Genomic DNA, 25,941 nt, shown 5'->3' on the forward strand with positions numbered 1-25,941 from the left:
TCAGAGACCTCCGCGTGATTCGCGCGCAGGACGTTGAGCCGATCCCTGGCTGCCCGCGCGGACCCGCGCCGGCGGGTTCGCCGTGGCAGAGGCCGGCGCGGCGCGCGAGGTTGTCGCCTCGGCGTCGGCCGCGCCTGCCGTCACGCGTCCACGCGCGGCTGCGCGCACTCGTAGCATCTCCTGGGTAATCCTCACGTGCTGCATCGCATAGTTCTGCGTGGTCAGATCGCGCGACAGCAAACCGGCAGCCGCCGCCTGTGCCTGGTGCAACGCATCCGCGGGAGAGGCCGCGAGCTGGTCCACCGCCTCGCGCAACGCCTGTGGGTTGAACGGCGGGATATAAGCCGCCTCGCCCGCCGGAAAATAATCCTGTAACGCGCCGACGTTGGTGACTACCATCGGCTTGCCGACCGCTGCCGCTTCCAGCATCACGGTGATGCCCGAGGCGTGCGAATTTGGCCGCAGCGGCACGACGATCACGTCGGCCCAGTCGTAGAGTTCGTGCTGCTTTTTGATGCCCGAGAACAGCGCGATCTCGACGTTCGGCGCACGCAGCGACGCGGGAATGCGACGGCGTGTCGCAAGCTTCACCGTGTAACGCGTATCGTTGCCGAAGGCTTTGATCAGGGTCTCCCAGTCGCGGTCGCGATCGTTGCCGATCGCGGCGATGCGGATCGGCGTATGTGGCTTCCACTCGGTCGGGGCCTTCACGGGGAAGTCCTGTGTGTTCAGGCCGTAGTGGAGATGCTTCGCGTCGCGGTTGAAATAGCGCTGGCACAGCTCGGCGTTTTCGCTGGCGAGCGTAGTCAGCTGATCGGCGCGCTTCATCAGCTTGCGGTACAGCCAGCTACGCAAAATCCCATAGGAAGGCCATTTATCGAGCAGCCACACGCTTTGCGCGAGCAGTAGGGGTGCAGCGTCCGCCCCCGCCTTGCGGCCGCTCAGCAGCAGCATAAGCGCAGCGGAGAGCCATTCCTGCTCGGTATGCGTCCAGATCACGTCCGAGCACAGCATCTCGGCGCGGTTGCGCCACGTATGGATGAAGTCGAACCCGAGCGCCGCCTTCAGCGCGCGGCGCAGCAAACGCACCGGCTTGCTCTCGCGGGCGTCCTCCGAATAGGTCAGTGCGAACGCATCGGACTCCGCGTGGTGATAGCCGTACAGACAACCGATGTCGTCGCCCGGCCGGTAAAAGCGCGGGTCGGCGCCGTAAAACAGATGAACGTGAACTTTCGTACTCATGCAGACACTCCGCTCTGCCGGTGGAAAGGAGCATCGGCGTGCGCACGCAGGCGCAAGTGCCGATGCAAGAACGTGCAGGACGATTGGGTCACGCGGGGCTCACCCAGCGCTCACGCAGGGTCATGCGGTCCGGGACAGCGCGCGCCGCGCTTCATGCGCGCCGGTGCGCACCGCGCGCCAGCGCGACAACCTCAGACTCGCCTGTTTCGACACCAGCGCGAGCGCGGCATGTGTGAGGCCCGGATAGACGCGCGTGCCGACCAGCGTCCACCACCACCACGCGGTTTCGCGCCGCAGCGGCGGCAACTGGTCGCGCAGGATCAGATGAAAATTGAAGGCGGCATTGCGTAACGCCGTCATGGTTTGCGCGTCGCGCCGGTCGTCGTCGAAACGTTCGGCCGGAAAATGGTCGACGGCCACGCGTGGGTCATACATCAGCTTCCAGCCGGCGTTCTTCACGCTCAGGCTGAAGGCCATGTCGTTGTGGACCTGGGCGCCCGCGCCGCGCAGTCGTTGATCGAAGCGGATCGTGCGCACTGCCTCGCGCCGGTAGCTCATGTTGGCGCCCTTCAGGATGTCGACTTCGCGTGCGCCGCCGACCCCCAGGTGATGATTGCCGATGATCTTGCCGTGCGCCGTGACCTTGCCGACCAGCGGCTGCTCGCCGTCAAGCACGCGGCCTTTTTCATGCACCCAGTCGCGCCCACCCAGTGCGCCCAGGCGCGCGTCGCTCTCGAATGCGGCCGCAATACGTTCGACCCACTCGACGTGCGGCGCGGCGTCGTCGTCGGTGATCGCGATGACGTCTCCCTTGGCCGCATCCAGTCCGCGATTCAGGGCCGCGACCTGGCCTGGCACTTCCACCAGCGCGACAGACAGCCGCAACGTGCCCGGCACGGCGGGATCGCGCAGGCAGGCGTGGGTCGCTTCGTCGTCGGCGCGCGCGACCACCACCACTTCGTCCGGCGCGCGCGACTGCCGTTGCAGCGCCGCAAGGCAGCGCGCCAGGTCGGCCGGGCGGCGGTAAGTCGGGACCAGTACCGTCACTTTCATCGTGATGTCCTTGTTTATCGTGTTTGCGCTGGGCTTAGAACAATCGGCTCAGACTCAGGTGCTCAGATATTCCTGGACCGCTGCATAGCTGCGGTCGTAGCCACCGCGCGCGCGCGCCGGCATCCCGTTGAAGATGCCGCCCTGCACGTGCACGCCCGCGGCGCGCAGGCGCTTCAATGCGTCGGCGATCTCGCCTTCGCTGTGCACGCCCGAGCGCATCACGAAGAAGGTCGCACCGGCATACGCACCGATGATCGACGCATCGGTCACGGCCAGCACCGGCGGCGTGTCGATCAGGATCACGTCGTAGCGTTTGGCGAGGCCGTCCAGGTATTGCGGCAGACGCGGAGACATGAGCAGTTCCGACGGATTCGGCGGACGGCGGCCGCACGAGATGAAGCTCAAGCCTTCGACGTTCGAGGTGCGGATCGCTTCTTCGAGCGAGATCTGCCCGCTCAGCAATTCCGACAGACCGTTTTCCTGCGCCCCACCCACATAACGTTCGAGCGCGCCACGACGCATATCGCCGTCGATCATCAGCACACGCTTGCCTGAGTTCGCAAGCAGCACCGCCAGATTGACCGTCAGGAAGCTCTTGCCGACGCCGGCCATCGGACCGGTCAGCATGACGATGCGGTTCTTCGCGTCCATCATCGTGAACTGCATGGAGGTGCGCAGGCTGCGCAGGCTTTCGATCGTGACGTCCTTCGGCCGGGCATTCGCCAGCACCGAGCGCAGGCGTTCGCCGCCGCGCTCGAAACCGCTTTCGAGCAAGGCCTGTTCGGCGCTCAACGGCACGAGGCCGTACACCGGCAGATGGAACGCGCGCTCAATATGGTCGGGGTCGTCGATACCCTTGAACATATTGCGGCGCAGGAACACGAAACCCGTGCCGCAAATCAGGCCCAGAATCACCGCCGCCGACAGGATCAGCACCTTCTTCGGCTTGACCGGCGCGCCCGGGCGCATCGCCTGGTCGACGATATGCACGTTGCCGCCGGTACCGGCCTTCTGCACGGACAACTCCTGCACGCGGTTAAGCAGCAGCACGTAAATGTCTTCCGCCACCTTCGCGTCGCGTTGCAACTGCACGGCCTTCACTTCGGTTGCCGGCAGATCGCGGAAGCGGTCAGCGTATTTGGCGCGTTGCGCTTCCAGTTCGGCCATCTGCTGGCGCGCGGCCACGAGCATCGGATGGTCGTCGCCATAGCGCTCGGTGAGCTGTGCCATCTGCAGACGCAAACCGGCGATCTGCTGCTCGTACTGCACGCTGCCTTCGAGATAGACCTTGGCTTCATCGCTCGCATTGATCGAGCCGGACTGGCGCTGGTACGCAGTCAACGCGGCTTCAGCCCGTTCGAGATCGGACTTCAGGCGCGGCTCTTCACTCTTCAGGAAGTCGAGCATCTTGCTCGCGTCGACCTGTTTGTTCGAAATGTGCTGACGCACATACGATTGCGCGAGCGCATTGGCCACCAAGGCGGCGTGCTCAGGGCTCTTGTCCTCCAGCGAGATCTGGATCACGCCGGTCTGCTTGCCCTGCTCCTGCACGGTAATCGCCGACTGGAACGCGGTGATCGCGTCGAGGTCGTTAAAACGCGTCACGGTGAACTCTTCACCCGGACGTGCCACCAGCTTGCTGACGAGGATCGTCACGCCGCCGCCCTGCTCCTGCTGACCGACCTGGCCGCGCAACAACAGCGACCCGTTATCTGCGTAGAGTTCGTAGTGCTGGTCGTCGAACACCTTCATCGTCAGTTTCTGGCCTTCCAGCGCGGGCACCACGTCGATCGAATCGACCTCGGCGTCTTCACCGCCCCACGCGTACGAGGACAAACCCAGCCACGGCCGCGCCGGCTGACCCGGTGTCGCCATGCGCGCGGCGATGCTGCCGAGCAGCGGAATCGTCTTCGGCACGACGCTGAAGTTCAGCTTCAGTTGTTGAACCACCGGACCGACTACGCCGCGGCTCTTGATGATTTCGATTTCGGCGTCGGTCGGCAGCGAAGTCGAGCCGGTGGTAATCGCCGCGCCGGTCTGCGTCTGCGTGAGCGCCTGCGAGGTGTTATCGGACTGCTCGACGCGCACGTGGGCATCGGCCGAATAGATCGGCTTGGCGAGGAAACAGTACGCGGCGGCCAGTGCGACGATCACCACGGCGATCGTGATCAGCCACCAGATGTCGTCGAGGATCACCTGGACCAGTTGCCCGAGGACGACGTCCTCTTCTTCGGTCTTGATCGGACCGGCCATGTGTGGAGTGATTTGATTGCTCACAATTCGCTTCCCGTATCGGTTGCGTCAGCGTTGACTGCTGCTTTTGCTTCGGCGTTTGCTTCGGTCCCGCGCCCTAAGAGAGCGGCGCGGGCCTGTCGACGGCTCAGATGGTTATTTCGTCAACTGCTTCAGGTAGAACAGCGTCTGTACGCTCGGCAGGACTTGCTGCAACACACGGTTGAACGTGGTCGAAGCGGCAGTGCCCACATACACGACGTCCATCGGTTGCAACTGGAACTGGGACGACAGCATGATCGCGTCAGGCTGCGTCATGTCGAGGCGGTACACGTCCGGCGTGGTCGGATGTTCGCGCATGCCACGCATCACGAAGATCTGGCGCGGATTGGCGTCCGTGTCGAGAATGCCGCCGGCCTGGGTGAGCGCGTCAGCGATCGTCAGGCGACCCTTCAGCATCGGCACCTGGATCGGTGTCTTCACCTCGCCCATCACGAAGATGCGGCTGTCGGTGTGATCCGGCACGTTGATCACGTCGCCGTTTTGCAGCATGACGTTCTGCGTGGTGTCGCCCTGGTCGAGCATGCGGTTGGCGTCGAGCACGTACAGCTTGTTGTTGCGCGTGAGGCGCACCCGCTGGATGTCCGCGTCGGTGTTGGTGCCGCCCGAGCGGGTGATCGCGTCAACCAGCGTGAGCGGCACGTCGCTGATGGCGAGCGGGCCCGGCGTCTTCACGTCGCCGGTCACCTGCACTTTCTGGCCGCGATACGACAGCACGCGCACGTCGACCTGCGGATTGCGGATGTAGCGCACGAGACCGGAGCTCAATTGATCGCGCAACTCGCCCACCGTCTTGCCCGCGGCCCTGATGCGGCCGACAAACGGGAAAAAGATCGTGCCGTCGGCGGCAACGGTCTGGCCGTAAGGGTCGGCCTGACCCGGCAGCGCGGCGGTATACGGCTGCTGCAAGGCACCGCCGATCGACTGGGTGGTGTTACCGCCCGCCGACAGCGTGCTGCCCTGCGGGGTGGTCAATTCAGGGTGGTCCCACACGGTGATGCCGAGAATGTCCTGCGGGGAGAGCCGGTACACATACTGCGACGGGTCGGTAAAGCGCGAAGTCGGCAACGACTGCTGCGCCGCGGCGGCGGCTTGCGCCTGCGCTTGCGCCGCAACCAGCGGGCCGTCGATCATATGGACCGGGTAGGTCTCGTTCGCTTGTTGACCTTGATGCTGACCGTCGTCTTTCAGACGGGATGTGTCCAGGTAATTGCCAGGAGCGGTAGCGCAGGCCGACAGAAAGGACGTCAGCAAAAGCGTGGCGGCGAATTTCGACTTAAAACCCGTCGAGTTGAGGTTCGCGTAAGTGTGTGCAGTGAGTTTTTTCATCAGCATATTTTCTTCAGCCATCCCATGACCAGATGTTCGATGAGCACGAGACTCTCCCTATAGTCGGACTCCACGTGGCCGTGCGGATCGGCGACGTCGGAGTCGCCTTCCCATTTCCCGAGTGGATAGACCTTGCCGCGCGAAGCCGGATCGAGCGCTTCGACCGCGCCCACCTGCGCGCGCTCGGTGACCAGCACCAGGTCGGCGGAACGCACGAGCTGGCGGTCGAGGCGCCGTGAATAGTGGATGCCGGAAGCGACGCCCTGCTCGTCGAGCAGGCGCCGCATCACCGGGTCCATGCCGTGGCCGTTCGCGGCACGGAGACCCGCCGAATGAAACGCGATCGGCGCTGAGGACGACCGCGACGGCGCGCGCTGCCGGGCCTTGAACAGCATCTCGGCTGCGGGCGAACGGCACACGTTGGCGTGGCAGACGATCAGAACGTTGGCGAACATAGCGGGCTCCTTAACGATGCGTGGCAACGCGGCGGCTTACTGCCCGGCCTCGACCGCGTCGGCTGAACGCGCCGCGGCGGACGTGACCGGCAGACCGTTCGCGCCGACCTTCGCCGGCGCATTGCGCAACGCGGCTTGACGGCCGATCGCGTGATACTCGATACCGAGTTCGAGCAGCGCGTCCGGTTCGTACAGATTGCGGCCGTCGAAAATCAGCGGCGTGTTGAGGCTCTCCTTGAGCGAACCGAAATCCGGACTCTTGAAGACCTTCCATTCGGTCAGGATCACGAGTGCATCGGCGCCTTCGGCCGCGTCCATCTCCTCGTTCACGAAGGACAGGCGCGCGTGCTGTTGCGGCACGTCCTTCAGATCGAGCGCGAACACGCGCTTCGATTCGTCGATCGCGACCGGGTCATAGGCTTTCACGCGCGCGCCGCGGCGCAGCAGTTCCGCGATCAACGGGCGGCTCGGCGCTTCGCGCATGTCGTCCGTGTTCGGTTTGAATGCGAGGCCCCACACACCGAAGGTGCGATCCGACAGGTCTTCACCCAGACGATCGACGATCTTGTGCGCAAGGATCTTTTTCTGCGTGTCGTTGACGGCTTCCACCGCCTCGAGAATGCGCAGATTGGCCTTGTGGTCGGCTGCCGTGCGAATCAGCGCCTGCACGTCTTTCGGGAAGCACGAACCGCCGTAGCCGCAACCGGCATACAGGAAGTCGTAACCGATACGCGGGTCAGAGCCGATGCCGCGGCGTACCGCTTCGATATCCGCGCCGACGCGGTCCGCCAGATTCGCGAGCTCGTTCATGTACGAGATGCGCGTGGCGAGCATCGCGTTGGCCGCGTACTTGGTGAACTCGGCCGAGCGCACGTCCATGTGCAGCGTGCGTTCGCGATTGCGATTGAACGGCGCATAGAGGCGCTTCATCAACTCGCGCGCTTTTTCGCCCGGCACGTCTTCATCGCAGCCGAGCACGATGCGATCGGGCCGCGTGAAGTCTTCCACCGCCGCGCCTTCTTTCAGGAACTCCGGATTCGACACCACGGAGAACATGTGGCCGGCGTTGCGCGCGGCGAGTTCCTCGGCGATCACGTCGCGCACGCGCGACGCCGTGCCGACCGGCACCGTCGATTTGTCGACGATTACCTTGAAGCCCGTCATATGGCGGCCGATGTTGCGCGCGGCGGCGAGCACATATTGCAGATCGGCCGAACCGTCTTCGTCGGACGGCGTGCCCACGGCGATGAACTGGATGTCGCCGTGCGCGACCGCGGCTTCGATGTCGGTCGAGAATTTCAGGCGGCCCGCTTTGCGATTGCGCGCAATGATCTCCTGCAGACCCGGTTCATGGATCGGCACGCCGCCGTTGTTGAGCACGTCGATCTTGCGCTGATCGACGTCGAGACAGAACACGTCGTGGCCGATGTCAGCCAGACAAGCGCCCGTCACGAGGCCTACGTAGCCACTACCGATGATCGTCAGGTTCATGTATTACACCTCGGAAAATGGAGTTGATTCAGGAGAGCGGTCACGCGATGCGTTGCGCGGCCGCGGCTCGATAAACGTTCAATACGCCGCTCAGTAAGCGTTGCTGCCCGCAAAGCCCTTCCACAGCGTGAGCACGACGATCTTGATGTCGAGCCAGAAGGTCCAGTGCTGCATGTAGTACAGATCGAGCTTGACGCGGCCCATCATCTTTTCGATGCGATCGGTTTCGCCGCGATAACCGTTGATCTGTGCCCACCCGGTGATGCCTGGCTTGATCCGGTAGCGGTGCATGTAGCCCTTCACCAGATCCTTGTAGATATCGTCGTGTTCGAGCGCATGGGGACGCGGACCCACCACCGACATCTCGCCGCGCAGCACGTTGATGAATTGCGGCAATTCATCGAGGCTGGTGCGCCGCAGGAACGCGCCGACCGCGGTGATGCGCGGATCGCGCCGTGTGGCCTGGGTGATCTTGCCGGCCTCTTCCTTGTGCATCTTCATCGAGCGAAACTTGTAGATCTCGAACTGATTGCCGTCGATGCCTTTGCGTTTCTGGCGGAAGAACACCGGGCCTGGCGAACTCACCTTCACCATCACGGCGATCACCAGCATGACCGGCGACAGCGCGGTCAATGCCGCCAGCGCGAACAGACGATCGAAGACGCGCTTGGGCAGCACACGCAGATCGGTAATCGGCGAGGCGGCCAGGTTGATCGCCGGCACGCCGAGCAGATCCACCATCGGTTGATTGAAAAGCGTGAGGCTGCGCACGTCCGGAATGAAGCGGATGTTCACGAAGTCGTTCTTCAGGTCCATCACGAAGCGGTGAATCGCCTTCTCCTTCGAAATCGGCAACGCGAGCCACAACTCGCGAATCGCCCGCTGACGCACCAGCTGAAGCATCCGCGCGTAATCCCGCTCGACCGGCACGCCTTCGATCAGGTCGCTCGCATCCGGGTCTTCATACGGATTGATCGTGCCGTCCTCGTCGAACACCACGACAGGGCTAAAGCCCGCTTCCGGACGGCTGCGCATCTGTTCGATCAGGAAGCGCCCATACGGCGCGCCACCCACGATCGCTACCGCGCGCTGATTGAAGCCTTCGCGGCGCAGTCCGCGCAGGATCGAATAGACGATCACCTTGGTGACGATCAGCAGCACGATCGTGGCAACCGCCCAATAGAAGAGCCACAGACGCGACAGGCTGTCGGAACGGTGCAGGCTGAAGCTGATCAGGATGCCGGTGACCTCCACCATCACCCAGCCACCCGCGACGCGGCACAGCAGGTCGTAGAGCGGCTTGCCGCGCCACGACTGATAGATACCCAGCGCAGGAAAGAACACCACCACCAACAGGCAATCGAACGCGAGCGACACGCTTTGGACGTCGTCCAGCCACACCAATTTCCCGCTGTGCACGGCCGTCGCGATGGCGGCGCCGAGCGCGACCATGGCGATGTCGATGATTCTCGATAGAACGCTCAGCATGCGCCGCCCCTCAGTTCGTCAGTCAAGTGCCATCCATTGGTTGGTTGAATTTCCGTCACGCCCATCAGACCGCCGGGCGCACAACGCCGGTATCCGCGTCTGCCAGATAAATGCGCGACGCGAATCTGATTGAACCGGTGCTAATTGCCCTGATGCTTTCCGAACTAAAAATTGCCCAATCGGCCGATTCGGAAAATGCGTGTCTGGATGAGTGAATACCCTTGTACAGGTATAGATAAAGCTATATTAAAATTCGCGCCGCAAGACCGCAAAATATCTCAAATTGTATCGGTCAAAGTTTCGGCATTTTTTCTGAATTTTGTGCGGCAATTGTTACCGAATTCGGCGTTTTAAAGACCTTTTTGTGCCTTTCTGGGAGCCGCGGCGAGCCAATCTGTCCGTTCTCCTACGAAGCTTACGTCTCGTCTTTCGTCCCCATTCTGCGTCAATTCGTCAGATAAAAAAATTGGCCGCGATTTTTTTCGTGTAATTTTTATTTTTTAAAAATCAGGCGGACATTTTTTCTTCACGAAACGGATAATTTTATTAAGCGTTTTATATAGTTTCTATTTAACACGCTTTTATTGATTCCTTACTTCGTGATAAAACTCGACGCATTCACCCCCAGCCTCGAGGAGTCCATCATGACAGCTCCGGTTACGGCCACGCCCGCCGACACCCGGTCCACGCAAGCTATGCCACTTAACGTCAAACTCAAAGTTCATCCCGTGATTCTGGCGGGCGGCTCCGGTACACGGTTGTGGCCGATGTCGCGCGAGCAGCATCCGAAACAACTGATTGGTCTGCTCGGCGCCGACTCGCTGCTGCAATCGACCACCCGCCGACTCGACGGGCTGGAAGCCGACCACCCGCTCGCCGAGCAACTGATCGTGGTGGCCAATGAAGAGCAGCGCTTCACGACCGCCGAGCAATTGCGCACGAGCGGCAAGCCGACCCGGCTGATTCTCGAGCCCGCGGGACGCGACACGGCGCCGGCACTGACGGTGGCCGCCCTTTCGATTGCCGCGCAGGACGAAGACGGCATCATGGTCGTGATGCCGGCCGACCATGCGGTGACCGATATCGACGGCTTTCATGCGGCAGTGGCCGCCGGCGTGCAGCATGCGGCAGCCGGCCATATCGTGACGATGGGCATCGTGCCGACGCGTGCGGAAACGGGCTACGGTTATATCCGCATCGGCGCGGCGCTTGGTACGCCTAATGACACGCATGAAACAGACGGCGAAGCAGCCGACAAGATCGGCGCGCACAAGCTCGATCGTTTCGTCGAAAAACCGCATCTGGAACTGGCGCGGCGTTATATCGAATCGCAGGAATACTGGTGGAATAGCGGCATTTTCATCATGCGCGCATCGACCTGGCTGAAGGCGATCCGCCACTTCCAGCCGGCGATTTACGAAGCCTGCGACGCAGCGTTCGCGGGCGGCAAAGCGGACGGCGATTTCTTCCGCCTGCAACGCGACGCGTTCAGCGCCTCGCCGTCGAATTCGATTGACTACGCGGTGATGGAGCAACTGGGCAATGATCAGGCTGCCGCATCCGGCGTAGTCGTACCGCTGCAAGCGGGCTGGTCGGACGTGGGTTCGTGGGACGCGATCTGGGACATCTCGGAGAAAGACGCCGATCAGAACGTGGGCCGCGGCCGCGTCATGTTTGAAGGGGCGACCTCAACCTTCGCGCATTCGGAAGGACGCCTGATCGCCTGCGTCGGCACGCAGGATCTCGTAGTGGTCGAAACGGCCGATGCAATTCTGGTCGCGGATAAATCGCGCGTGCAGGACGTCAAGAAGATCGTCGGACGGATTCGCAACGATGGCGGGCTGGAAGCAGCCAACCATCGCAAGGTGCATCGCCCGTGGGGCAACTACGATTCCGTCGACACTGGCGAGCGCTTCCAGGTGAAACGCATTGTCGTGAAGCCGGGTGCGCGGCTTTCGTTGCAAATGCATCATCACCGCGCGGAACATTGGATTGTCGTGCGCGGCACCGCGCTCGTCACGCGGGGTGAAGAGCGCTTCATCGTCTCCGAAAACGAATCGGCTTATATTCCGCTCGGCGTCACCCACCGTCTCGAGAACCCTGGCAAGATGCCGCTCGAAATGATCGAGGTGCAGTCCGGCTCGTATCTCGGCGAAGACGATATCGTGCGCTTCGACGACACATATGGGCGCAAATGAAGCACGCGACTGACGCGCGCCGATGATGAGGAGCGCCGGTGAACGATGCCGGCGCACAACCTTGAATCAGCGCCAAAGCAACGCCCTGGCAACGTCAATCGACATTCAACGCCAGTCAGGTAACACCAATGATTCACCACGGATGAAGCGGGAACCTGCGGCGGTTGCTCCTACCGGCCGCGGGGTGCTGCTTTTTTATCTGCTGTTCTAGCTGCTGCGCTTACAACCTCACTAGCCGCCGCACTCATCCCGCATGGGAAATGAGTTCGGGGTACGACGGAAAACGATCTGATGCACTGCTTTCAGTCGCGGGTGCGGCCGGTTCACTTGGGTAACGGCGCAGCGGACCACGGAACGCATTGAGCGGACCGTGCAAAGGTCCGCCATGATTCGCCGTGACCGGTTCGGGCACATGGCGCATGGCCGGCAACGGACGCGCCACCGCCGCGGCTGCGTTGACTGCGGGTGCAGCCTCTGCAGCCGCCTGCGTGCGGCATTCACGGTCGATCCACTGCCGTGCCCATTCGAGCGCGTAGTGTTCCGCTGCCTCGGCTTCCGCAAAACGTGGACCGACGAGGCCGGAGCGCTCGACGCGCTTGCCGTCCTTCATGATTTCCGCCCATGCGCGATACATGGCGTTGGGCACCTGCTCCGCCGCAACGTAGATCACATAGCCGCGCTGGTCGGCGACCTCCGTGCCGCGTGGCGCGAGGCTCATGGACAGCGGGCTGCGCTGATCGTCAAGCTGTTGCGCCCGGCGTGCCGACGTAATGGCGGAATCCAGGCCGTGCATTGCCGCGCCCACCGCCCGCGCTTCGTCCATGCTTTGCATACCGGCGCGCGTAGCGGGACGTGATGCAAGTGACGACGAAGCCGACGATGCCGACGGCGAGCGCGACACCGGTGGCACATTCGCCAGCCCGGACAACTGGCGCGTGATATCGGCGATCGGATCGGCCGAACGCCAGCTGCTCACGCTGCTCGAAATACCGGGCGCCTGCCACGACTCGGGGCTCCTCCATGACACGCCACGCAGACTTTCGTCGCGTACGCTGGGGGTTTCTGCCACCGGTGCTGCCGGTTTGGCCGCGACGGGCGGCGCCGGTTGCGGGACGTACGCGAAGGTGCGCCCGGTTTGCGACAACAGCCGAACCATCTCGAGGAGGGTGCCGTTTAATTGCCATTCTTCAAAACGGCGCCGGCATGTGGGACCGGACGGATAGCGGCCTGGCAGCTTCGACCAGGGTTCGCCAGTTGTCAGAATCCACAGGACGGCATTCGCCACGATACGCGGTTCGGCGCGGGGCCGTCCGCGTCGGTTCAGACGGACGGCCGGCTCATCAGAGACAAGCGCTGCCAGCAGCGCCCATTCGTCATTGCTTAGCTCATCGAAAAACATTGGGTTTTCTCCACGCAGCCTGGCCGGGCCGCGGCTTTGGACAGCCACGGATTCAACTTTCACGATCCGTGTGCAGCCCGCGGTTGCACAAATATGTTTTGTACGTTCTGTTGGTGGGCCAATATCGCACTGGGTTAGTGCGGTTTGTCCCTATTGCGAAGCACAAAACGTGGTCTCACTCGTGCATGGGAGAATTTGTGCACGAAGCATACCACCACCAGGGTTTGCGTGAATATTGTTGAGACAAGTGTTACGGATGGAAACAAACTTGTCCTTTTTGCTGCGTCGTTTCGCACATTGCCGTAACAGAACTATAGGCGGTTCTTGCGGCGAAGGCTGCTATTGCACAGCACAATGGCGCGGCACCGTCGGCGAATGGCCTTTATGAAATCGACGTTTGATTCGCAATGCATTTCGATTCATTGCGAACGTATTTTTCGCGCGACCACAGCGTGCCCGGGCGCAGCGGATGGGCAACGCCCGAGGCGCATCGAGGCGCAATTGCCGGGGAGGCGAACGCAGCGCCTGGGCATGCTGTTCGCATTCCTCCCGACGCCGCGCGAGCGCGACCGACCAGCCTGCTTCTAGCGCACAGGGTTCGCCGCACCCTCACCCACCACGGTCATCCACTGGCGCACGCGCCAGTGCGCCACGAGCCCCGCGAGCACGTACGGATCGGCTCTGGCAAAGGCTTCGCCGGCTGCAGGAGAGTCGCCTTCGAAGAGCAGCACGGCGGTATCCACGGGCTCCGTCAGCGCGCCGGCTAGTTGCAGTTCACCCCGTTCCGCCGCGGCCCAGGCGAGTTTCAGATGGTCTTCGCGATACACGCCACGCCGTTCGAGATAGTCCGGCACGAGGTCATACATCAGCAGGTAGTGCATGGCGAGCCTCCTTTGGCTTGCATGGTTGAGACGACGAACGGCACATCGGCACAGGCAATCGAGTCAAGATTACCCATATGATCATTAACGGGATTTCTGCCGATTTCCTATTCATTTGCATCTGCAGCAATGCGGATCGGATGTTTAATGTTTGACCATCCCTCTCGAATGACAGAGAACCCATTCATTTGCATGCGCCTTGCCAATTAATCCGGATTGCATAACATATTTTGGCGCTGCTACGATTCAGCCGTTTCATTCGCCGGCGCACCCGCTATCCCCGGTGTGTAGGGGAAAACCAGCGTGAGCGCCTGTCAACCGGAACGCGCTTTTATCCGTTCTGGCAGATAGCATTTGCCATAATGGACATGCCGAGGGCTCCTGGACGCCATTGACGCCCACGTGCATGAACGAACAAAAACGTTTTCACCACCGATGGAGTGTCACATGAAAATCCAATCCGCTATCGCTACGCTGGTGCTGGGTGCTGTCCTCGTTTCGCCGGTGTTCGCGCAGAACAGCCAGCAAACGAAAATGGCCGACTGTAACAAGCAGGCCGCCGACAAGAAAGGCGATGACCGCAAGGCCTTCATGAAGACCTGTCTGTCCGCCAAGCCGGCCGCCGCTGCACCGATGAGCCAGCAGGACAAGATGAAAGCGTGTAACACGCAAGCCACCGGCAAGAAAGGCGACGACCGCAAGGCCTTCATGAAAACCTGCCTGTCGTCCGCGCCGGCTAACTAAACGCGAGGCAATCGGCGCGGCCCGCACGCCGCGCGTTTAACCGCGTATTGCTCGAACAGGGCCGCGCCATTGTCCGGCGCGGCTGCTGTCTTTCTTCTGCTCTTCCCTGTCATTCTCCTCAGCATTTCACCGCGTCGGCGCCGCCCTCGCGCCAACCATCCCTTCGCAGTCCATCCGCCCGAACGCGCCGATTTTCTTCTATGATGGCTGCGGAGACGGCCCACCCCCATACACAACATTAGACGGGCCGCCATCTTGTCGTTGGTGCTGCAGAGCATCGATCGGAGGCAAGGATGGTTTCGAAGCATAAAAACCGCTGGTTAAGGCGGTGGCTGGTCGTCATCGTATTCTGGGCGGTGCCCGTGGCGATCGTTGCAGTCAGCGAGATCCGGGAGGAAATGGCGTATAACGCCGTCGACCTCGACCGTGCGCTGACCACCTGGAATTTCACCGACGCACAACGCGCCGCCGGTGCGCCCGCGCGCTGCCATGGCAAGCCCGACGAAGCGCAAGCCGCCGGCTGCCCGGCCGATGTGCTGGCCGCCAATCTGCCGCGCCAGCAGGACGCCCGCAATGAATACAGCGTGCGCCGCTCCACGCTCATGGCTTACCTCTGGCATGCGTTCGTCGGCTACTGGATCGTGCCGGCTGTCACGCTGTTCCTGATCGGTGTGTTGATAGGCATGATTCGCCGCGCGCTGCGGCGCCCGCCCGTCAAAAGTCCGGCGAACCATGGTTGAGAATGCGCTGCGGCGTCGGGACAACACTTTCAGTCCGATTTCAAGGCGGATCGTGAACACGAAAAATCGGTAAAAACAGACACTTGATACGGTTTCCGCGCCGCTACCGCCGGGCGGGCCCACGCCAGACATGGCTCATCCAAAGTCCATTCGAACGCGCTGTCCGTAGGTCTTTTAGCGCGCTCCGCGGCCGGTCAAATTTACATGGCCGCCCCTTGCGATCGCTCGCAAAGCCCCGCCACACAAGGCTTTTCACCCTGCGACGAAGTACGCCTTTTACGCTTACGTGTGATATAACTCAATGGCAACCCGGCAATACCATATGAGGTTGTGCCCAGGAACCATGATGGAGAAAAACGATGCAAAGACGAAACTTCATGTTGAAGACTACCGCCGCGCTCGCTTTCGGAGGCCTTACGCTCGCTGGCTGCACGACCAATGGCAGCAGCCACGACACGCCCTCCACTGATTCATCCAAACGCCAGTCAATCGACGCCAGCGTCGACGGCACCATGTCGCGACTGTTCACCACCGTGAAGGGTTCGCGCGAACTCGTCTCCAAGGCACGCGGCGTACTGGTGTTCCCGTCGGTATTGCAAGCGGGCTTCATTGTCGGCGGACAGTATGGCGAGGGTTCGCTGCGCGTAGGCGGCGGCACGGTGGGTTACTACAGCACGATTTCCGGCTCGTTCGGTCTGCAGGCAGGCGCGCAGTCAAAGGCCATCATCTTCCTGTTCATGACGCAGGACTCGCTCGACACATTCCGCAACGCCGACGGCTGGTCCGCGGGCGGCGACGCCTCCGTCGCGCTGGTGAAGATGGGCGCCAACGGTGCGATCGACACGACCACGGCAACGGCCCCGGTCGAAGTAATCATTTTGACCAATGCCGGCCTGATGGCCGATATCTCGTTGCAGGGCACCAAGGTCTCGCGCCTGAAGATCTAGGCGCGCGATCCAGTTGCCGGTCCCGAGCACAACGGCAATAAAAGAACGGCGATGCGCGGTGCGCATCGCCGTTCTTTTTTCAGGCTGCTGCGTGAATGCTACGTGCAGCTTCTCCTCCGCTCAGCTTCCTGACGTATCGATCACCTTGAAGCGTGAACGCTTCTGCGCGCGAATCACCGACTGATACGCATCCACATACTGCTGCGCCATCCGGTGCGACGTGAAGCGCTCCTCGAAGCGTTGCCGCACGCCCGCCCGCGGCATCTTGTGCAGGCGATTGACCGCCGCCACCGCCCCGATCTCATCCTCGACGATGTAGCCCGTCACACCGTCTTCCAGCACTTCCGGCACCGAGCCGCGATTGAACGCAATCACCGGCGTGCCGCACGCCATCGCCTCGATCATTACGAGGCCGAACGGCTCCGGCCAGTCGATCGGGAAGAGCAGCGCGTGCGCGCCCGATAGAAACTCGGCCTTCTGGTTGTCCGCGATCTCGCCAATGAACTCGACATGCGGCAAGTCCAGCAACGGCCGGATATCACGTTCGAAGTATTCGCGGTCGGCGGCATCCACTTTCGCGGCGATGCGAATCTGCATCCCGCAGCGCCCGGCAATGCGGATCGCCGTATCGACACGCTTTTCCGGCGAGATCCGGCCGAGAAACGCGAGGTACTTCTGCTCAACCGGCTGCGGCGTGTAGAGCTGCTCCGGCAGACCGTGATAGACGGTGGCAAGCCATTTGGCCTGCGGCAATGGATGACGTTGCGCGTTCGAAATCGAGATCACCGGCGCGGTGTTGAACGTGTCGAACACCGGTTGTTGCTCGGGCAAGTCGAGGCGACCATGCATCGTCGTGACGAAGGGTGTCTCCTGGCGCTTGAAGACCGAAAACGAGTAATAGTCGAGGTGGAAATGCAGCACGTCGAAGTTTTCGGCCTGACGGCGCACCAGTTCCATCAGCAGCATATGAGGCGCGATGCGATCGCGAATGCCCGGGTCCAGACGCAGTGCGCGCGGCCATACCGCTTCGAGCTTGGCGCTCGTGACGGAGTCACCGCTCGCGAACAGCGTCACGTCATGGCCGAGATCGACCAGCGCCTCGGTAATGTAAGACACGACGCGCTCGGTACCGCCGTAAAGCTTTGGCGGCACTGATTCGGTCAAAGGGGCGATCTGGGCAATCTTCATATTTTGTCTCCGTGAGCTGACGGCTTGCGCCAATGGCGGTGCACGTCAGGGGCGCTGAGCATGACAGCGCCGGGCCTTCTCTATCCATGCAGTGAACGCCGGGCGTTCGCCTGCACCATCCGCATCAAAGCATTATTCATCAGGTTGCAACAAAAAGCCCTTCGGTTTGCAAATCCTACGCGTTGTTACAATCAGCTTACATCCGGCGGCGCTCATTATCCGCCCGCCGTTATCGCGCCGGCCGTTTCCAGGGCGGCAGGTCGTGATCATCCGCATCGGCGATGCGCGTCGCGCCGAAGTGCTTCTCGAGCACGATCGACTGGCTTTTGTCCTCGCGTTCGAGCGCCGCGATCAGCCGCGCCGCGTGCGAGACCACCAGCACCTGGGAATGCGCTGAAGCCCGCGCGATGAGGCGCGCCAGCGCCGGCAGCAGGTCCGGATGCAAGCTCGTCTCCGGTTCGTTCAGCACCAGCAGCGCGGGCGGTCGCGGCGTCAGCAGCGCGGCTACCAGCAGCAGATAGCGCAAGGTGCCATCCGACAGTTCCGCGCCCTTCAACGGCCGCAGCAGGCCGTGTTGCTGCATCGACACTTCGAAGCGGCCGTCCTGTGTGGCGATGTCGAGGTGCGAGCCGGGAAAAGCGTCGTCGATAGCGGCATCGAGCGCAACGGGGTCGCCGATCTCGCGGATGGTTTGCAAGGCCGCCGCGAGGTCCGCACCGTCGTTTGAGAGCACCGGGGTGTGCGTGCCGATCTGCGGCAGACGCGCGGCCGCTTCTGCATCGGTGCGGAAGTGGTCGTAAAAGCGCCACGAACGAATCTGCTCGCGCACGGTGATCATCTCGGGAGCGGTCCGTGGGTCAGAGAACTCCGTCATCATGCTGTCGAAGCTCGCGACCGGTTGAGGGATGGTTTGCCACTCGCCCTGCTCGTCACGCGTACGCAGCGCAGCGCCATGCCGGTCGACCAGCAGGGCCGACGGCCGCAACACCGGACCGCTCCAGATGCACTCGCGTTTGATCGTGGGGTCGAGCGGAAAGCGGGTGGCCCTGTCGAGCGGCGGCAATCCGAGATCGATCGCATAGCCGAATTCATCGTCGGAAAATCCAAGCCGCAGACTCACTGGCTCTTTTCGGCGCGTGCCCTCGACCGGCAACTCGCCTGCCAGCACCGCGCGCGAAAAGCGTTCAGGTCCAGCCCACAGCGTGGATTGCAAACCACCTTCGCGCGCGAGCGACGTGATCACACCGCCGCGCGCGGTCTCCGCCAGCAGGCGCAGCGAGCGGTACACGCTCGACTTGCCGCTGCCGTTCGCACCCGTGATGACATTCAATTGCCCGAGCGGCACGATCAACTCGCGCAGCGACCGATATCCTGCGATAGCCAAAGTCCTCAGCATGCAGCCGGCCGCCGATCAAACGCGCGCTGCCGGGCGCCCGGTAAAACAACGCCGTTGTTCAAACGCATCATCACTTATGCCCGCCGCCCTTGCCCGGCTTCTGTACCGGCACGCTGCGCAAGTCATCGAGAAAGGTATCGCGCCACACGCCGAGATCGTTCTTACGCAGCGCCGCCATATTGATCTCGTGACGCCGCTGGCGCGCGTCGAGCGGCATTTGCAGCGCGCGCTGCAAGGCTTCGCACATGCCAATTGCATCGTGCGGATTGACCAGCAGCGCGCCGCTCAACTCCGCCGCCGCGCCGGCGAAAATCGACAACACCAGCACGCCTGGATCGTCGGGATTTTGCGCGGCGACATACTCCTTCGCGACGAGGTTCATACCGTCATGCAAGGGCGTGACAAAGCCGATCTGCGACTCGCGAAACAGCGACATCAGCTTCCAGCGGTCGTACTGCTGATTCAGATAGCGGATCGGCGTGTAATCGAGGCCCGAGTATCGGCCGTTGATGCGCCCTGCTTCGTATTCGAGATCCTGGCGGATCTTCTGATAAGTGACGACGTCCGAGCGGGTTGGCGGTGCGATCTGCACCAGCGTGACGTTGCCGCGCCATTCGGGCGAGCGTTCCAGCAACTGCTCGAAAGCGCGAAAACGCTCGACGAGCCCTTTCGAATAATCGAGCCGGTCGACGCTCATGATCAGCTTGCGGCCTTCCAGGCTCTGCTTCAGGTCGAGAACGTGCTGGCGGCTTTCGTAGCGCTTGGCCTGTTCGGCGATTTCGTCGGGGAACACGCCGATCCGGTAGACACCCGTGCGCAACTTGCGGCCGAAGGCTTCGACGTGATTGCCCCCGCTGACGGTGCCGCGCGCGTGGCGCGTCACGTAGTCGTGGAAAGCGAGTTCGTCAGTTGCGGTCTGAAAGCCCAGCAGGTCATAGCACGACAGCGATTTCACCAACTCTTCGTGCGGTGGAATGTTGAGCAGAATCTGCGGCGCCGGAAACGGAATGTGCAGGAAGAAACCGATACGGTTCGTGATGCCTTCGGAGCGCAGCGCTTCGGCGAACGGGATCAGATGGTAGTCGTGAATCCAGATCACGTCGTCGGGTTCGAGCAGCTTGATCAGCTTGTGCGCAAGCCATGCGTTGACGCGCCGGTAGCCCGCATACTCTTCGCGCTCGTAGCGCGCCAGGTCGTTGCGGTAGTGGAACACCGGCCACAATGTGGCGTTCGAAAAGCCGCGGTAGTACTGGTCGTAATCCTTGCGCGTGAGACCGACGGTCGCGAAGGTCACCGCGCCGTCCTGCTCAAGCGTCGGACCCGCGTTGGCGACGGTTTCGCTCACCACGTCGCCGCTCCAGCCGAACCACACGCCCCCTGCATCCTTCAGTGCGCCGAATACGCCGACCGCGAGGCCGCCCGCCGATCCCTTGGTTTCCGTTGGCGTTGCGACACGATTCGACACGACGATCAGTCGGCCCATATTGGTAGTCCTCCTTGGTCAGATGGACGGTTCGACCACTTTGGTGCACGATCAGTTGCACTCATCTTCGGCCAGGATGCCGTCTTCCCCAGCTAGGCTTTTTCCTTGACCTTCTGCGCCGGATCGCCCGCCTGCGGACGACCGGCGCGGCTTGCCACCGGATCGGCCTCGGTGTGCGCGGCGGTACTGCCGGCAGGCGTCTGCGTGCTGCGCGGCACCCAATCGAGCGGTTCGCCCTTGCCGTTTTCGAGCTCCGCCGTCACTTCGGCGCGCGCCCGCGGCAAATACTGCGGATAGTGTTTCTGGATGAAGTCGAGCAGCCCCTCGCGGACCCGGCAGCGCAAGTCCCAGTTCAGACCGGAATCGGGCGAGCTGACGAGCGCGCGCAACTGCATCGAACGCTCGGTGCCGTCGGTGACCTGCAGCACCTGCACGCGGCGATCCCATTCGGGCGCGCCCTCGACGATACGCGCGAGCTCTTCGCGTAACGGCGCGAGCGGCATCCGGTAATCGACGTACAGAAATACCGTGCCGATGATCTGTGAACTGCTGCGCGTCCAGTTGGAGAACGGGTTTTCGATGAACCATTGCAGCGGCACGATCAGCCGCCGCTGGTCCCACAAGCGCACCGAGACATAGGTGCCGGTGATTTCCTCGATACGCCCCCACTCGCCCTGAATCACGACGACATCGTCGAGCCGGATGGGCTGCGAAAGCGCGATCTGCAAACCGGCGATCAGATTGCCGAGCACCGGCCGGGCGGCAATACCGGCGACCAGACCGGCCACGCCCGCCGACGCCAGCAAGCTCGCGCCGATCTGCCGTACGTTCGGGAACGTCATCAGCGCGCCACCCACGCCGACGATCACGATCACCAGCATCACCGAACGCGCCAGCACGCGTGCCTGCGTATGGATGCGGCGCGCCTGCAGGTTGTCGGCGGTATCGAGCGGATGAGCCCGAATGATCGCCTCGCCGATCGCCGCTGCCGAGCGTACCGACAGCCAGGTGATCGCCGCGATCAGCGCGATCGCGGCGGCATCGCGCAGCGGCGTGATGAAGGTGAGCGCATCGGGCGCTTCCCACCATACCGCCTCCAACGCCAGAATCACGAGGACGAACAGCGACGGCTTGTCGATATAGCGCAGCACGACGCTGGTGAGCGGATACGGCCGCGCGATTCGCGTGACGATGCGTGCGCCGACCCGATGGATGCCCACGGCCAGCAGCGCCGCAATGACCGAGACGATCAACGCGCCAAGCCACGTATGCAGCGGGGCTTCGGCGATTCGGCTGAGGTCGTCGAGAGTTGGCATGAAGGGCGGGTTCCTCTTGGTTCGGATGTAAACGGGATCGCAAGGCCGAGGCGCGGCGGCGTTGCGTGGGGCGGGCGCCATGCGGGCTGGGTCACCGGGGCGGCCGGACGCCTGTAGATATCTTAGGCGTTCGTCCGCCCGGACTGGGAGAAGTGTCCGAGGCGGCGGCTCCTGAAAGCGCGCGGTCGGATTTGAGCCGCCATGGAAGCGGATTGAAACGCCTGACGCGCCAGATTCGGGCGCGCGGCGCAGGCGTCAGGTCAGCCGCGATTTACATCAAATTCAACGACGAGATCAACTGCCGCTCTTGCAAGGAAATGCCTTGCCGAGCCCCAGTGAGATCGCCGTGCTGGCGTTATAGCCCGCGACGATCGGATTTTCCGCAATGTATTTGCGTACCGCGTCGGTGAGTTGCGCTGAGCGCGCGTCCGGCGGCAGGCAGAAGTACTGGCCAACGCGTGGCCCGGTGGTGCCGCCGATCGCGTCGATCGTGTTGAAGATGCCGTCGGCGGCGCCTTCAATGTACGCGGCACACGCACTACGCGATGCCACATCGGTCTTCGTGCACAGCTTGTTGAGGTCGCCTCCCGTAAACGCAGCTGCCGATAGCGGTACGGCAAACGCGCTGGCGAAAATCAAAGCCCGCAGCATGGTGTTCCTTTCCTGGGTCGTTTATCAGGCGGTCTTGCGCCGCATCGAACCGGCGCGCCACGAGAGCGCGCCAAGTCGTCATTCTGCACTGTTTTGCGGAGTGGCAGGCATGCCAACTGCCGCTATCTTCAGGCAAATTTGGCGGCCCGGCGGTCCGGCGGTCCGGCGGTCCGGCGGTCCGTTGCTCCGGTGGCTGGCATCCCTGCCGCCGGCGCTTCGGTTTTTCAAGCAGATCACTTCTGTTGCATCTGCTGCAGGCGCGCGGTGAGTCCTTCAACCACGTCCGGCTCCTTGTAGGTCTTCGCGAAATCGAGCGCTGTCAGGCCGATCTGGTTCTTCACCGTGAGGTCCGCGCCGTTGTCGAGCAGGAGCTTCACCGTCGACACATGGCCACCACGCGCGGCCATCATCAGCGGCGTGGTGCCGTTCGGCGAGCCGGCGTCGACGTAAGCTGAATGGTCGAGCAGTACTTTGACGATGTCGTCGTGGCCGTTCGCAGCGGCGTAATGCAACGGTGCCCAGCCCTTCTTGTTGACTTCGGCGTCCTTCGCGATCAGCAGGTTGACGAAATCGAGGTCGCCGTTCAACGCGGCCATCATCATCGCGTTCTCGCCGGCCTTGTCCTGGATTTCGATGTTGGTTTTCGGATTGGCGACCAGCGCGGCGCCCACCTTGTCCGACTTCTCGCGCGCGGCGATCACCAGCAACGGGAAGCCCTGGCTGTCGACGCTGTTCGGGTCCATACCCTTGGCGAGCAGCTTGTTGACGCCGTCAATGTCGTCGAATTTCACCGACTTGATGAGCGAGTCGATCGGTGCGGCCTGAACCGGCGAAGCGACCAGTGAACTCAGCGCGGCGCAGGCGAGCATGGCGGCCAGCGCGAGGCGCGACGCGCCACGGCGTGCCGAACCCAGGCCGGCTTGCACGGTTGACGCCTCTTGAAATACAGCGGTCGAAGTCGAGTAATTTGTCATGTTTTGCTTTAGGAAACTTCCCTATCCTTTTGATATTTATCGGCTTTACTGATTACGCGCCAGCCGGCACGGGAATCTTGAAGAGCCGGAAGAAGTTTTGTGTCGTCGCGGCGGCAAGCGCCGTATCCGGCATCTCGCGTTGTTGGGCGATGAAGCGTCCGACATAACTTACGTACGCAGGTTCATTAGGCTTGCCGCGATACGGCACGGGCGCGAGGTATGGCGAGTCGGTTTCGATCAGCAGGCGCTCGAGCGGCACGCGGCGCGCGACGTCTTGCACATCGGTCGCGCTCTTGAAGGTGACGATGCCCGACAGCGAAATGTAAAAATTCTGCGCCAGCGCCTGTTCAGCGATCGCCCACGGTTCGGTAAAGCAATGCATCACGCCGCCCGGCTCGCTCGCGCGCTCTTCGGCCATGATCCGCAGCGTGTCTTCCGCGGACGAACGCGTATGAATGATCAGCGGCTTCTTCGTAGCGTGCGCCGCGCGGATGTGGGTGCGAAAGCGCTCGCGCTGCCATTCCATATCGGCGATCGTGCGGCCTTCCAGGCGGTAGTAGTCGAGGCCAGTTTCGCCGATCGCGACAACTTTGGGATGCTCGGCCAGCTCGACGAGTTCGGCAAGACTCGGCTCGCGCATGTCCTCGTGATCCGGATGCACGCCGACCGACGCGTAGACGTTGTCATGCCGGCTAGCGATCTCCAGCACGGAGGGCAGCGTTTCAAGGTCGACCGAGACGCACAGCGCATGCGTGACCGAATGGCTGCGCATGTTCTCGAGCACCTGCGGCAGGCGGTCGGCGAGTCCTTCGAAGTTGATATGGCAGTGCGAATCGACAAACATGGTGTGGTCCTGCTGATAGATAGCGTTGACTCGGCTTTAACCCAGCTTCAGCTCGAGCCCGGTGTGAATCCCGCTGTAAAACCGGCTGTGATGCCGGCTGTAAATCCGGCTATGACCCCGGCCGTCAATCAGGCGGCAGCCGGATCGAGCCGCTTGCCGAGAATCACCAGATCGCGCTCCACGCCGTCGAGCACCGCGACGTGCGGGAGCGAGCCCCACGTGTCGAAACCGAAGCCACGGAACAGGCGCAAGCTCGCGTCATTGTGGCCGAAGATGAAACCCAGCACTGTGTCGATGCCAAGCGCCGGCGCCGCCGCGAGCGAGGCCGCCAGCAGTTGCTTGCCGAGACCCTTGCCACGCGCGCTCTCGTCCAGATAGATGCTGACTTCGGCGGTACGCTGATAGGCCGGGCGGCCGTAGAAGTCAGAGAAGCTGAGCCATGCGATCACGCGGCCGGACCGCTGCGGGTCTTCCACCACCCACAGGGGGCGCTTTTGCGGACCATGCGCGTGAAACCACGCCTGACGGCTTTCGACACTCACCGGCTCGAGATCGGCGGTGACTTGCCGCGACGGCACGGTCGAGTTGTAGATGGCGACGATCGCGGGCAAATCGTCGAGCGTGGCATCGCGGTAAGGAAGATTCATGGTGCTGTGAACGTGAGAGGGAGGACGAATCAGCGGACGGATGCGCGGGCGGGCGCGGCACAGTAAAGCGCGCCAGCTTTGGACAAACCGTCCGGCATCAAAATATTTATGCGAACAGCTCGCGATAGCCGATAAACAGTTCTTCAAAGACCAGCCGCGCGTTCAGCGGATGGTTCTCGACGGCGCGCTGGCGCGTCACGGTGCGCATAAAGCGCGCGAACGCGCTGGCATCGGCTTGCGATGCACAGCGCGTCAATGCTGTCGACGCCTGCGGAAAATAACGCGGCACGCCGGCTGTGCGCTGCGCCAGCAAATCGTACATCCAGCGCTGCAGCCAGCCGAGTACGAGCGGCACCGGTAGCTTTTGCAGCGCCTCGCCGCAGGCAAAGGCATCGCAATCGGCACCGGCGGCTAGCTGCTTCAAGGTCCAGTCACGCAGCGTGCGGTTCTCGTCGCTCGCCAGCGCGAGGGCCGTAAGCGGCGCGCCGCCGGCCTCGGCGAGCAGCGCGGGCGCTTCGGCGATGCCTTGCGCGGCGAGCCACTTCGTGGCGACGTCCGGCGCGGGCATCATCATCGGCCACTGGCGGCAGCGGCTGATGATGGTGGGCAGCAGGCGGTCGATGCGCGCCGACACCATCAAAAACATCACGCCCGCCGGCGGTTCTTCTAGCGTTTTCAGAAGCGCGTTGGCCGCCGCGATGTTCAGCCCTTCGGCGGGATACAGCACGACGACGCGCGCGCCGCCGCGGTGCGAACCGACGCCGACGAAATCGAGCAAGCCGCGAATCTGCTCGATCTTGATCTCCTTGCTGGGTGCGCGCGTCTTCTTGCCTTCGTCGCCGTCAGCCTTCTCAGCTTTTTCGTCTGCGGCATTACCAAGGCCGGCTTCGGCAGCCAGCGCCTCAGGCACGATGATCCGATAGTCCGGATGATTGCCCTGCGTGAACCAGTTGCACGCCACACACGCGCCGCAGGGCTCGCCGTTAGCCTGCTGGGCCTCACACAGGAACCCCTGCGCCAGGTGCTGCGCGAAGCGCAGCTTGCCGATTCCCGCCTGCCCGTGCAGCAGTAAGGCGTGAGGCCAATGCCCGCGTAACTGCTGCAGGCGATTCCAGTCATCGGCTTGCCACGGATAAATCATCGTTTCTCTTTTAAATCAACCGGTTGACGACACTTTATGAGA

22 protein-coding genes and 1 pseudogene are annotated in these 25,941 nt (G+C 62.6%); 5 read left to right on the forward strand and 18 right to left on the reverse strand.

Annotated features, from left to right (window positions below; translation table 11 throughout):
* The 7 genes from PQQ52_RS24670 to PQQ52_RS24700 all read right to left on the reverse strand — a co-directional run bounded on the left by PQQ52_RS24670 (position 1) and on the right by PQQ52_RS24700 (position 9,350).
* Entirely contained in the window at positions 1 to 1,242 is a 1,242-nt protein-coding gene (locus PQQ52_RS24670) for a glycosyltransferase (RefSeq protein WP_408217008.1), read from the reverse strand.
* Between the two features lie 120 nt (positions 1,243 to 1,362).
* Entirely contained in the window at positions 1,363 to 2,295 is a 933-nt protein-coding gene (locus PQQ52_RS24675) for a glycosyltransferase family 2 protein (protein WP_408217011.1), read from the reverse strand.
* A gap of 54 nt (positions 2,296 to 2,349) precedes the next feature.
* Positions 2,350 to 4,548, reverse strand: a complete 2,199-nt coding sequence (locus tag PQQ52_RS24680) for a polysaccharide biosynthesis tyrosine autokinase (RefSeq protein ID WP_408217230.1) — start codon at positions 4,546 to 4,548, stop codon at positions 2,350 to 2,352.
* Positions 4,549 to 4,683: 135 nt separating this feature from the next.
* Complete coding sequence (locus PQQ52_RS24685; RefSeq protein ID WP_408217014.1) at positions 4,684 to 5,922, reverse strand: polysaccharide biosynthesis/export family protein; 1,239 nt, start codon at positions 5,920 to 5,922, stop codon at positions 4,684 to 4,686.
* Positions 5,916 to 6,371, reverse strand: coding sequence for an arsenate reductase/protein-tyrosine-phosphatase family protein (locus PQQ52_RS24690; RefSeq protein WP_408217017.1), 456 nt, complete (start codon positions 6,369 to 6,371; stop codon positions 5,916 to 5,918). Before PQQ52_RS24690 ends, PQQ52_RS24685 begins: the two co-directional genes overlap by 7 nt.
* 36 nt (positions 6,372 to 6,407) lie before the next feature.
* The gene (locus PQQ52_RS24695) at positions 6,408 to 7,862 is read right to left on the reverse strand and encodes a UDP-glucose dehydrogenase family protein (protein WP_408217019.1); all 1,455 of its coding nucleotides are present in this window, start codon (positions 7,860 to 7,862) and stop codon (positions 6,408 to 6,410) included.
* Between the two features lie 90 nt (positions 7,863 to 7,952).
* Positions 7,953 to 9,350, reverse strand: coding sequence for an undecaprenyl-phosphate glucose phosphotransferase (locus PQQ52_RS24700; RefSeq protein ID WP_408217021.1), 1,398 nt, complete (start codon positions 9,348 to 9,350; stop codon positions 7,953 to 7,955).
* 644 nt (positions 9,351 to 9,994) lie between these two features.
* On the opposite strand from PQQ52_RS24700, the gene PQQ52_RS24705 reads away from it, so the two are divergent.
* Entirely contained in the window at positions 9,995 to 11,548 is a 1,554-nt protein-coding gene (locus PQQ52_RS24705) for a mannose-1-phosphate guanylyltransferase/mannose-6-phosphate isomerase (RefSeq protein WP_408217023.1), read from the forward strand.
* A 244-nt stretch (positions 11,549 to 11,792) separates the two neighbouring features.
* On the opposite strand, the gene PQQ52_RS24710 is transcribed toward PQQ52_RS24705, so the two are convergent.
* Positions 11,793 to 12,947, reverse strand: coding sequence for a DUF6566 family protein (locus PQQ52_RS24710; RefSeq protein ID WP_408217025.1), 1,155 nt, complete (start codon positions 12,945 to 12,947; stop codon positions 11,793 to 11,795).
* Between the two features lie 584 nt (positions 12,948 to 13,531).
* Positions 13,532 to 13,828, reverse strand: coding sequence for a YciI-like protein (locus PQQ52_RS24715; RefSeq protein ID WP_408217027.1), 297 nt, complete (start codon positions 13,826 to 13,828; stop codon positions 13,532 to 13,534).
* Positions 13,829 to 14,275: 447 nt separating this feature from the next.
* Between PQQ52_RS24715 and PQQ52_RS24720 the strand changes: the two genes are divergently transcribed.
* The 3 genes from PQQ52_RS24720 (at position 14,276) to PQQ52_RS24730 (ending at position 16,259) form a co-directional block, all read left to right on the forward strand.
* Complete coding sequence (locus PQQ52_RS24720) at positions 14,276 to 14,572, forward strand: PsiF family protein (RefSeq protein ID WP_169487044.1); 297 nt, start codon at positions 14,276 to 14,278, stop codon at positions 14,570 to 14,572.
* Positions 14,573 to 14,865: 293 nt separating this feature from the next.
* Entirely contained in the window at positions 14,866 to 15,312 is a 447-nt protein-coding gene (locus PQQ52_RS24725; RefSeq protein ID WP_408217030.1) for a hypothetical protein, read from the forward strand.
* A 359-nt stretch (positions 15,313 to 15,671) separates the two neighbouring features.
* The gene (locus tag PQQ52_RS24730) at positions 15,672 to 16,259 is read left to right on the forward strand and encodes a BPSL1445 family SYLF domain-containing lipoprotein (RefSeq protein ID WP_408217033.1); all 588 of its coding nucleotides are present in this window, start codon (positions 15,672 to 15,674) and stop codon (positions 16,257 to 16,259) included.
* A 120-nt stretch (positions 16,260 to 16,379) separates the two neighbouring features.
* Here PQQ52_RS24730 and PQQ52_RS24735 read toward each other — a convergent pair whose 3' ends face one another.
* Positions 16,380 to 17,447: a glycosyltransferase family 4 protein gene (locus PQQ52_RS24735; RefSeq protein ID WP_408217036.1), complete on the reverse strand. Its 1,068-nt coding sequence runs from the start codon at positions 17,445 to 17,447 to the stop codon at positions 16,380 to 16,382.
* A 91-nt stretch (positions 17,448 to 17,538) separates the two neighbouring features.
* Here PQQ52_RS24735 and PQQ52_RS24740 point away from each other — a divergent pair.
* Positions 17,539 to 17,760: pseudogene (locus tag PQQ52_RS24740) on the forward strand (hypothetical protein); the annotation flags it as partial.
* Here the strand turns inward: PQQ52_RS24740 and PQQ52_RS24745 are convergent.
* The 8 genes from PQQ52_RS24745 to PQQ52_RS24780 all read right to left on the reverse strand — a co-directional run bounded on the left by PQQ52_RS24745 (position 17,677) and on the right by PQQ52_RS24780 (position 25,899).
* Complete coding sequence (locus PQQ52_RS24745) at positions 17,677 to 18,843, reverse strand: AAA family ATPase (RefSeq protein ID WP_408217038.1); 1,167 nt, start codon at positions 18,841 to 18,843, stop codon at positions 17,677 to 17,679. The pseudogene PQQ52_RS24740 and the gene PQQ52_RS24745 sit on opposite strands and share 84 nt — an antisense overlap.
* Before the next feature lie 70 nt (positions 18,844 to 18,913).
* A complete protein-coding gene (otsA, locus tag PQQ52_RS24750; protein WP_408217041.1) occupies positions 18,914 to 20,326 on the reverse strand; it encodes an alpha,alpha-trehalose-phosphate synthase (UDP-forming) in 1,413 nt (470 codons plus the stop codon).
* 92 nt (positions 20,327 to 20,418) lie between these two features.
* Positions 20,419 to 21,642, reverse strand: coding sequence for a mechanosensitive ion channel family protein (locus PQQ52_RS24755; protein ID WP_408217044.1), 1,224 nt, complete (start codon positions 21,640 to 21,642; stop codon positions 20,419 to 20,421).
* A 294-nt stretch (positions 21,643 to 21,936) separates the two neighbouring features.
* The gene (locus tag PQQ52_RS24760; protein WP_408217047.1) at positions 21,937 to 22,293 is read right to left on the reverse strand and encodes a Rap1a/Tai family immunity protein; all 357 of its coding nucleotides are present in this window, start codon (positions 22,291 to 22,293) and stop codon (positions 21,937 to 21,939) included.
* A gap of 233 nt (positions 22,294 to 22,526) precedes the next feature.
* Positions 22,527 to 23,267, reverse strand: a complete 741-nt coding sequence (locus tag PQQ52_RS24765) for an ankyrin repeat domain-containing protein (RefSeq protein ID WP_408217049.1) — start codon at positions 23,265 to 23,267, stop codon at positions 22,527 to 22,529.
* A 52-nt stretch (positions 23,268 to 23,319) separates the two neighbouring features.
* Entirely contained in the window at positions 23,320 to 24,111 is a 792-nt protein-coding gene (locus PQQ52_RS24770; RefSeq protein WP_408217052.1) for a TatD family hydrolase, read from the reverse strand.
* 128 nt (positions 24,112 to 24,239) lie between these two features.
* Positions 24,240 to 24,758: a GNAT family N-acetyltransferase gene (locus tag PQQ52_RS24775; RefSeq protein ID WP_408217055.1), complete on the reverse strand. Its 519-nt coding sequence runs from the start codon at positions 24,756 to 24,758 to the stop codon at positions 24,240 to 24,242.
* A 106-nt stretch (positions 24,759 to 24,864) separates the two neighbouring features.
* Entirely contained in the window at positions 24,865 to 25,899 is a 1,035-nt protein-coding gene (locus PQQ52_RS24780; RefSeq protein ID WP_408217058.1) for a DNA polymerase III subunit delta', read from the reverse strand.
* Positions 25,900 to 25,941: the final 42 nt, after the last annotated feature.

Origin of the sequence: Paraburkholderia sediminicola (genome assembly GCF_046030555.1) — a bacterium.
Taxonomy (GTDB): domain Bacteria; phylum Pseudomonadota; class Gammaproteobacteria; order Burkholderiales; family Burkholderiaceae; genus Paraburkholderia; species Paraburkholderia sediminicola_E.

Coding starts and splice junctions, on each gene's coding strand:
- PQQ52_RS24680 (WP_408217230.1), bottom strand. CDS start 4,548: ATGGCCGGTCCGATCAAGACCGAAGAAGAGGACGTCGTCCTCGGGCAA.
- PQQ52_RS24670 (WP_408217008.1), bottom strand. CDS start 1,242: ATGAGTACGAAAGTTCACGTTCATCTGTTTTACGGCGCCGACCCGCGC.
- PQQ52_RS24775 (WP_408217055.1), bottom strand. CDS start 24,758: ATGAATCTTCCTTACCGCGATGCCACGCTCGACGATTTGCCCGCGATC.
- PQQ52_RS24745 (WP_408217038.1), bottom strand. CDS start 18,843: ATGCTGAGGACTTTGGCTATCGCAGGATATCGGTCGCTGCGCGAGTTG.
- PQQ52_RS24780 (WP_408217058.1), bottom strand. CDS start 25,899: ATGATTTATCCGTGGCAAGCCGATGACTGGAATCGCCTGCAGCAGTTA.
- PQQ52_RS24755 (WP_408217044.1), bottom strand. CDS start 21,642: ATGCCAACTCTCGACGACCTCAGCCGAATCGCCGAAGCCCCGCTGCAT.
- PQQ52_RS24770 (WP_408217052.1), bottom strand. CDS start 24,111: ATGTTTGTCGATTCGCACTGCCATATCAACTTCGAAGGACTCGCCGAC.
- PQQ52_RS24695 (WP_408217019.1), bottom strand. CDS start 7,862: ATGAACCTGACGATCATCGGTAGTGGCTACGTAGGCCTCGTGACGGGC.
- PQQ52_RS24715 (WP_408217027.1), bottom strand. CDS start 13,828: ATGCACTACCTGCTGATGTATGACCTCGTGCCGGACTATCTCGAACGG.
- PQQ52_RS24720 (WP_169487044.1), top strand. CDS start 14,276: ATGAAAATCCAATCCGCTATCGCTACGCTGGTGCTGGGTGCTGTCCTC.
- PQQ52_RS24710 (WP_408217025.1), bottom strand. CDS start 12,947: ATGTTTTTCGATGAGCTAAGCAATGACGAATGGGCGCTGCTGGCAGCG.
- PQQ52_RS24705 (WP_408217023.1), top strand. CDS start 9,995: ATGACAGCTCCGGTTACGGCCACGCCCGCCGACACCCGGTCCACGCAA.
- PQQ52_RS24690 (WP_408217017.1), bottom strand. CDS start 6,371: ATGTTCGCCAACGTTCTGATCGTCTGCCACGCCAACGTGTGCCGTTCG.
- PQQ52_RS24765 (WP_408217049.1), bottom strand. CDS start 23,267: ATGACAAATTACTCGACTTCGACCGCTGTATTTCAAGAGGCGTCAACC.
- PQQ52_RS24675 (WP_408217011.1), bottom strand. CDS start 2,295: ATGAAAGTGACGGTACTGGTCCCGACTTACCGCCGCCCGGCCGACCTG.
- PQQ52_RS24730 (WP_408217033.1), top strand. CDS start 15,672: ATGCAAAGACGAAACTTCATGTTGAAGACTACCGCCGCGCTCGCTTTC.
- PQQ52_RS24760 (WP_408217047.1), bottom strand. CDS start 22,293: ATGCTGCGGGCTTTGATTTTCGCCAGCGCGTTTGCCGTACCGCTATCG.
- otsA (WP_408217041.1), bottom strand. CDS start 20,326: ATGGGCCGACTGATCGTCGTGTCGAATCGTGTCGCAACGCCAACGGAA.
- PQQ52_RS24685 (WP_408217014.1), bottom strand. CDS start 5,922: ATGCTGATGAAAAAACTCACTGCACACACTTACGCGAACCTCAACTCG.
- PQQ52_RS24725 (WP_408217030.1), top strand. CDS start 14,866: ATGGTTTCGAAGCATAAAAACCGCTGGTTAAGGCGGTGGCTGGTCGTC.
- PQQ52_RS24735 (WP_408217036.1), bottom strand. CDS start 17,447: ATGAAGATTGCCCAGATCGCCCCTTTGACCGAATCAGTGCCGCCAAAG.
- PQQ52_RS24700 (WP_408217021.1), bottom strand. CDS start 9,350: ATGCTGAGCGTTCTATCGAGAATCATCGACATCGCCATGGTCGCGCTC.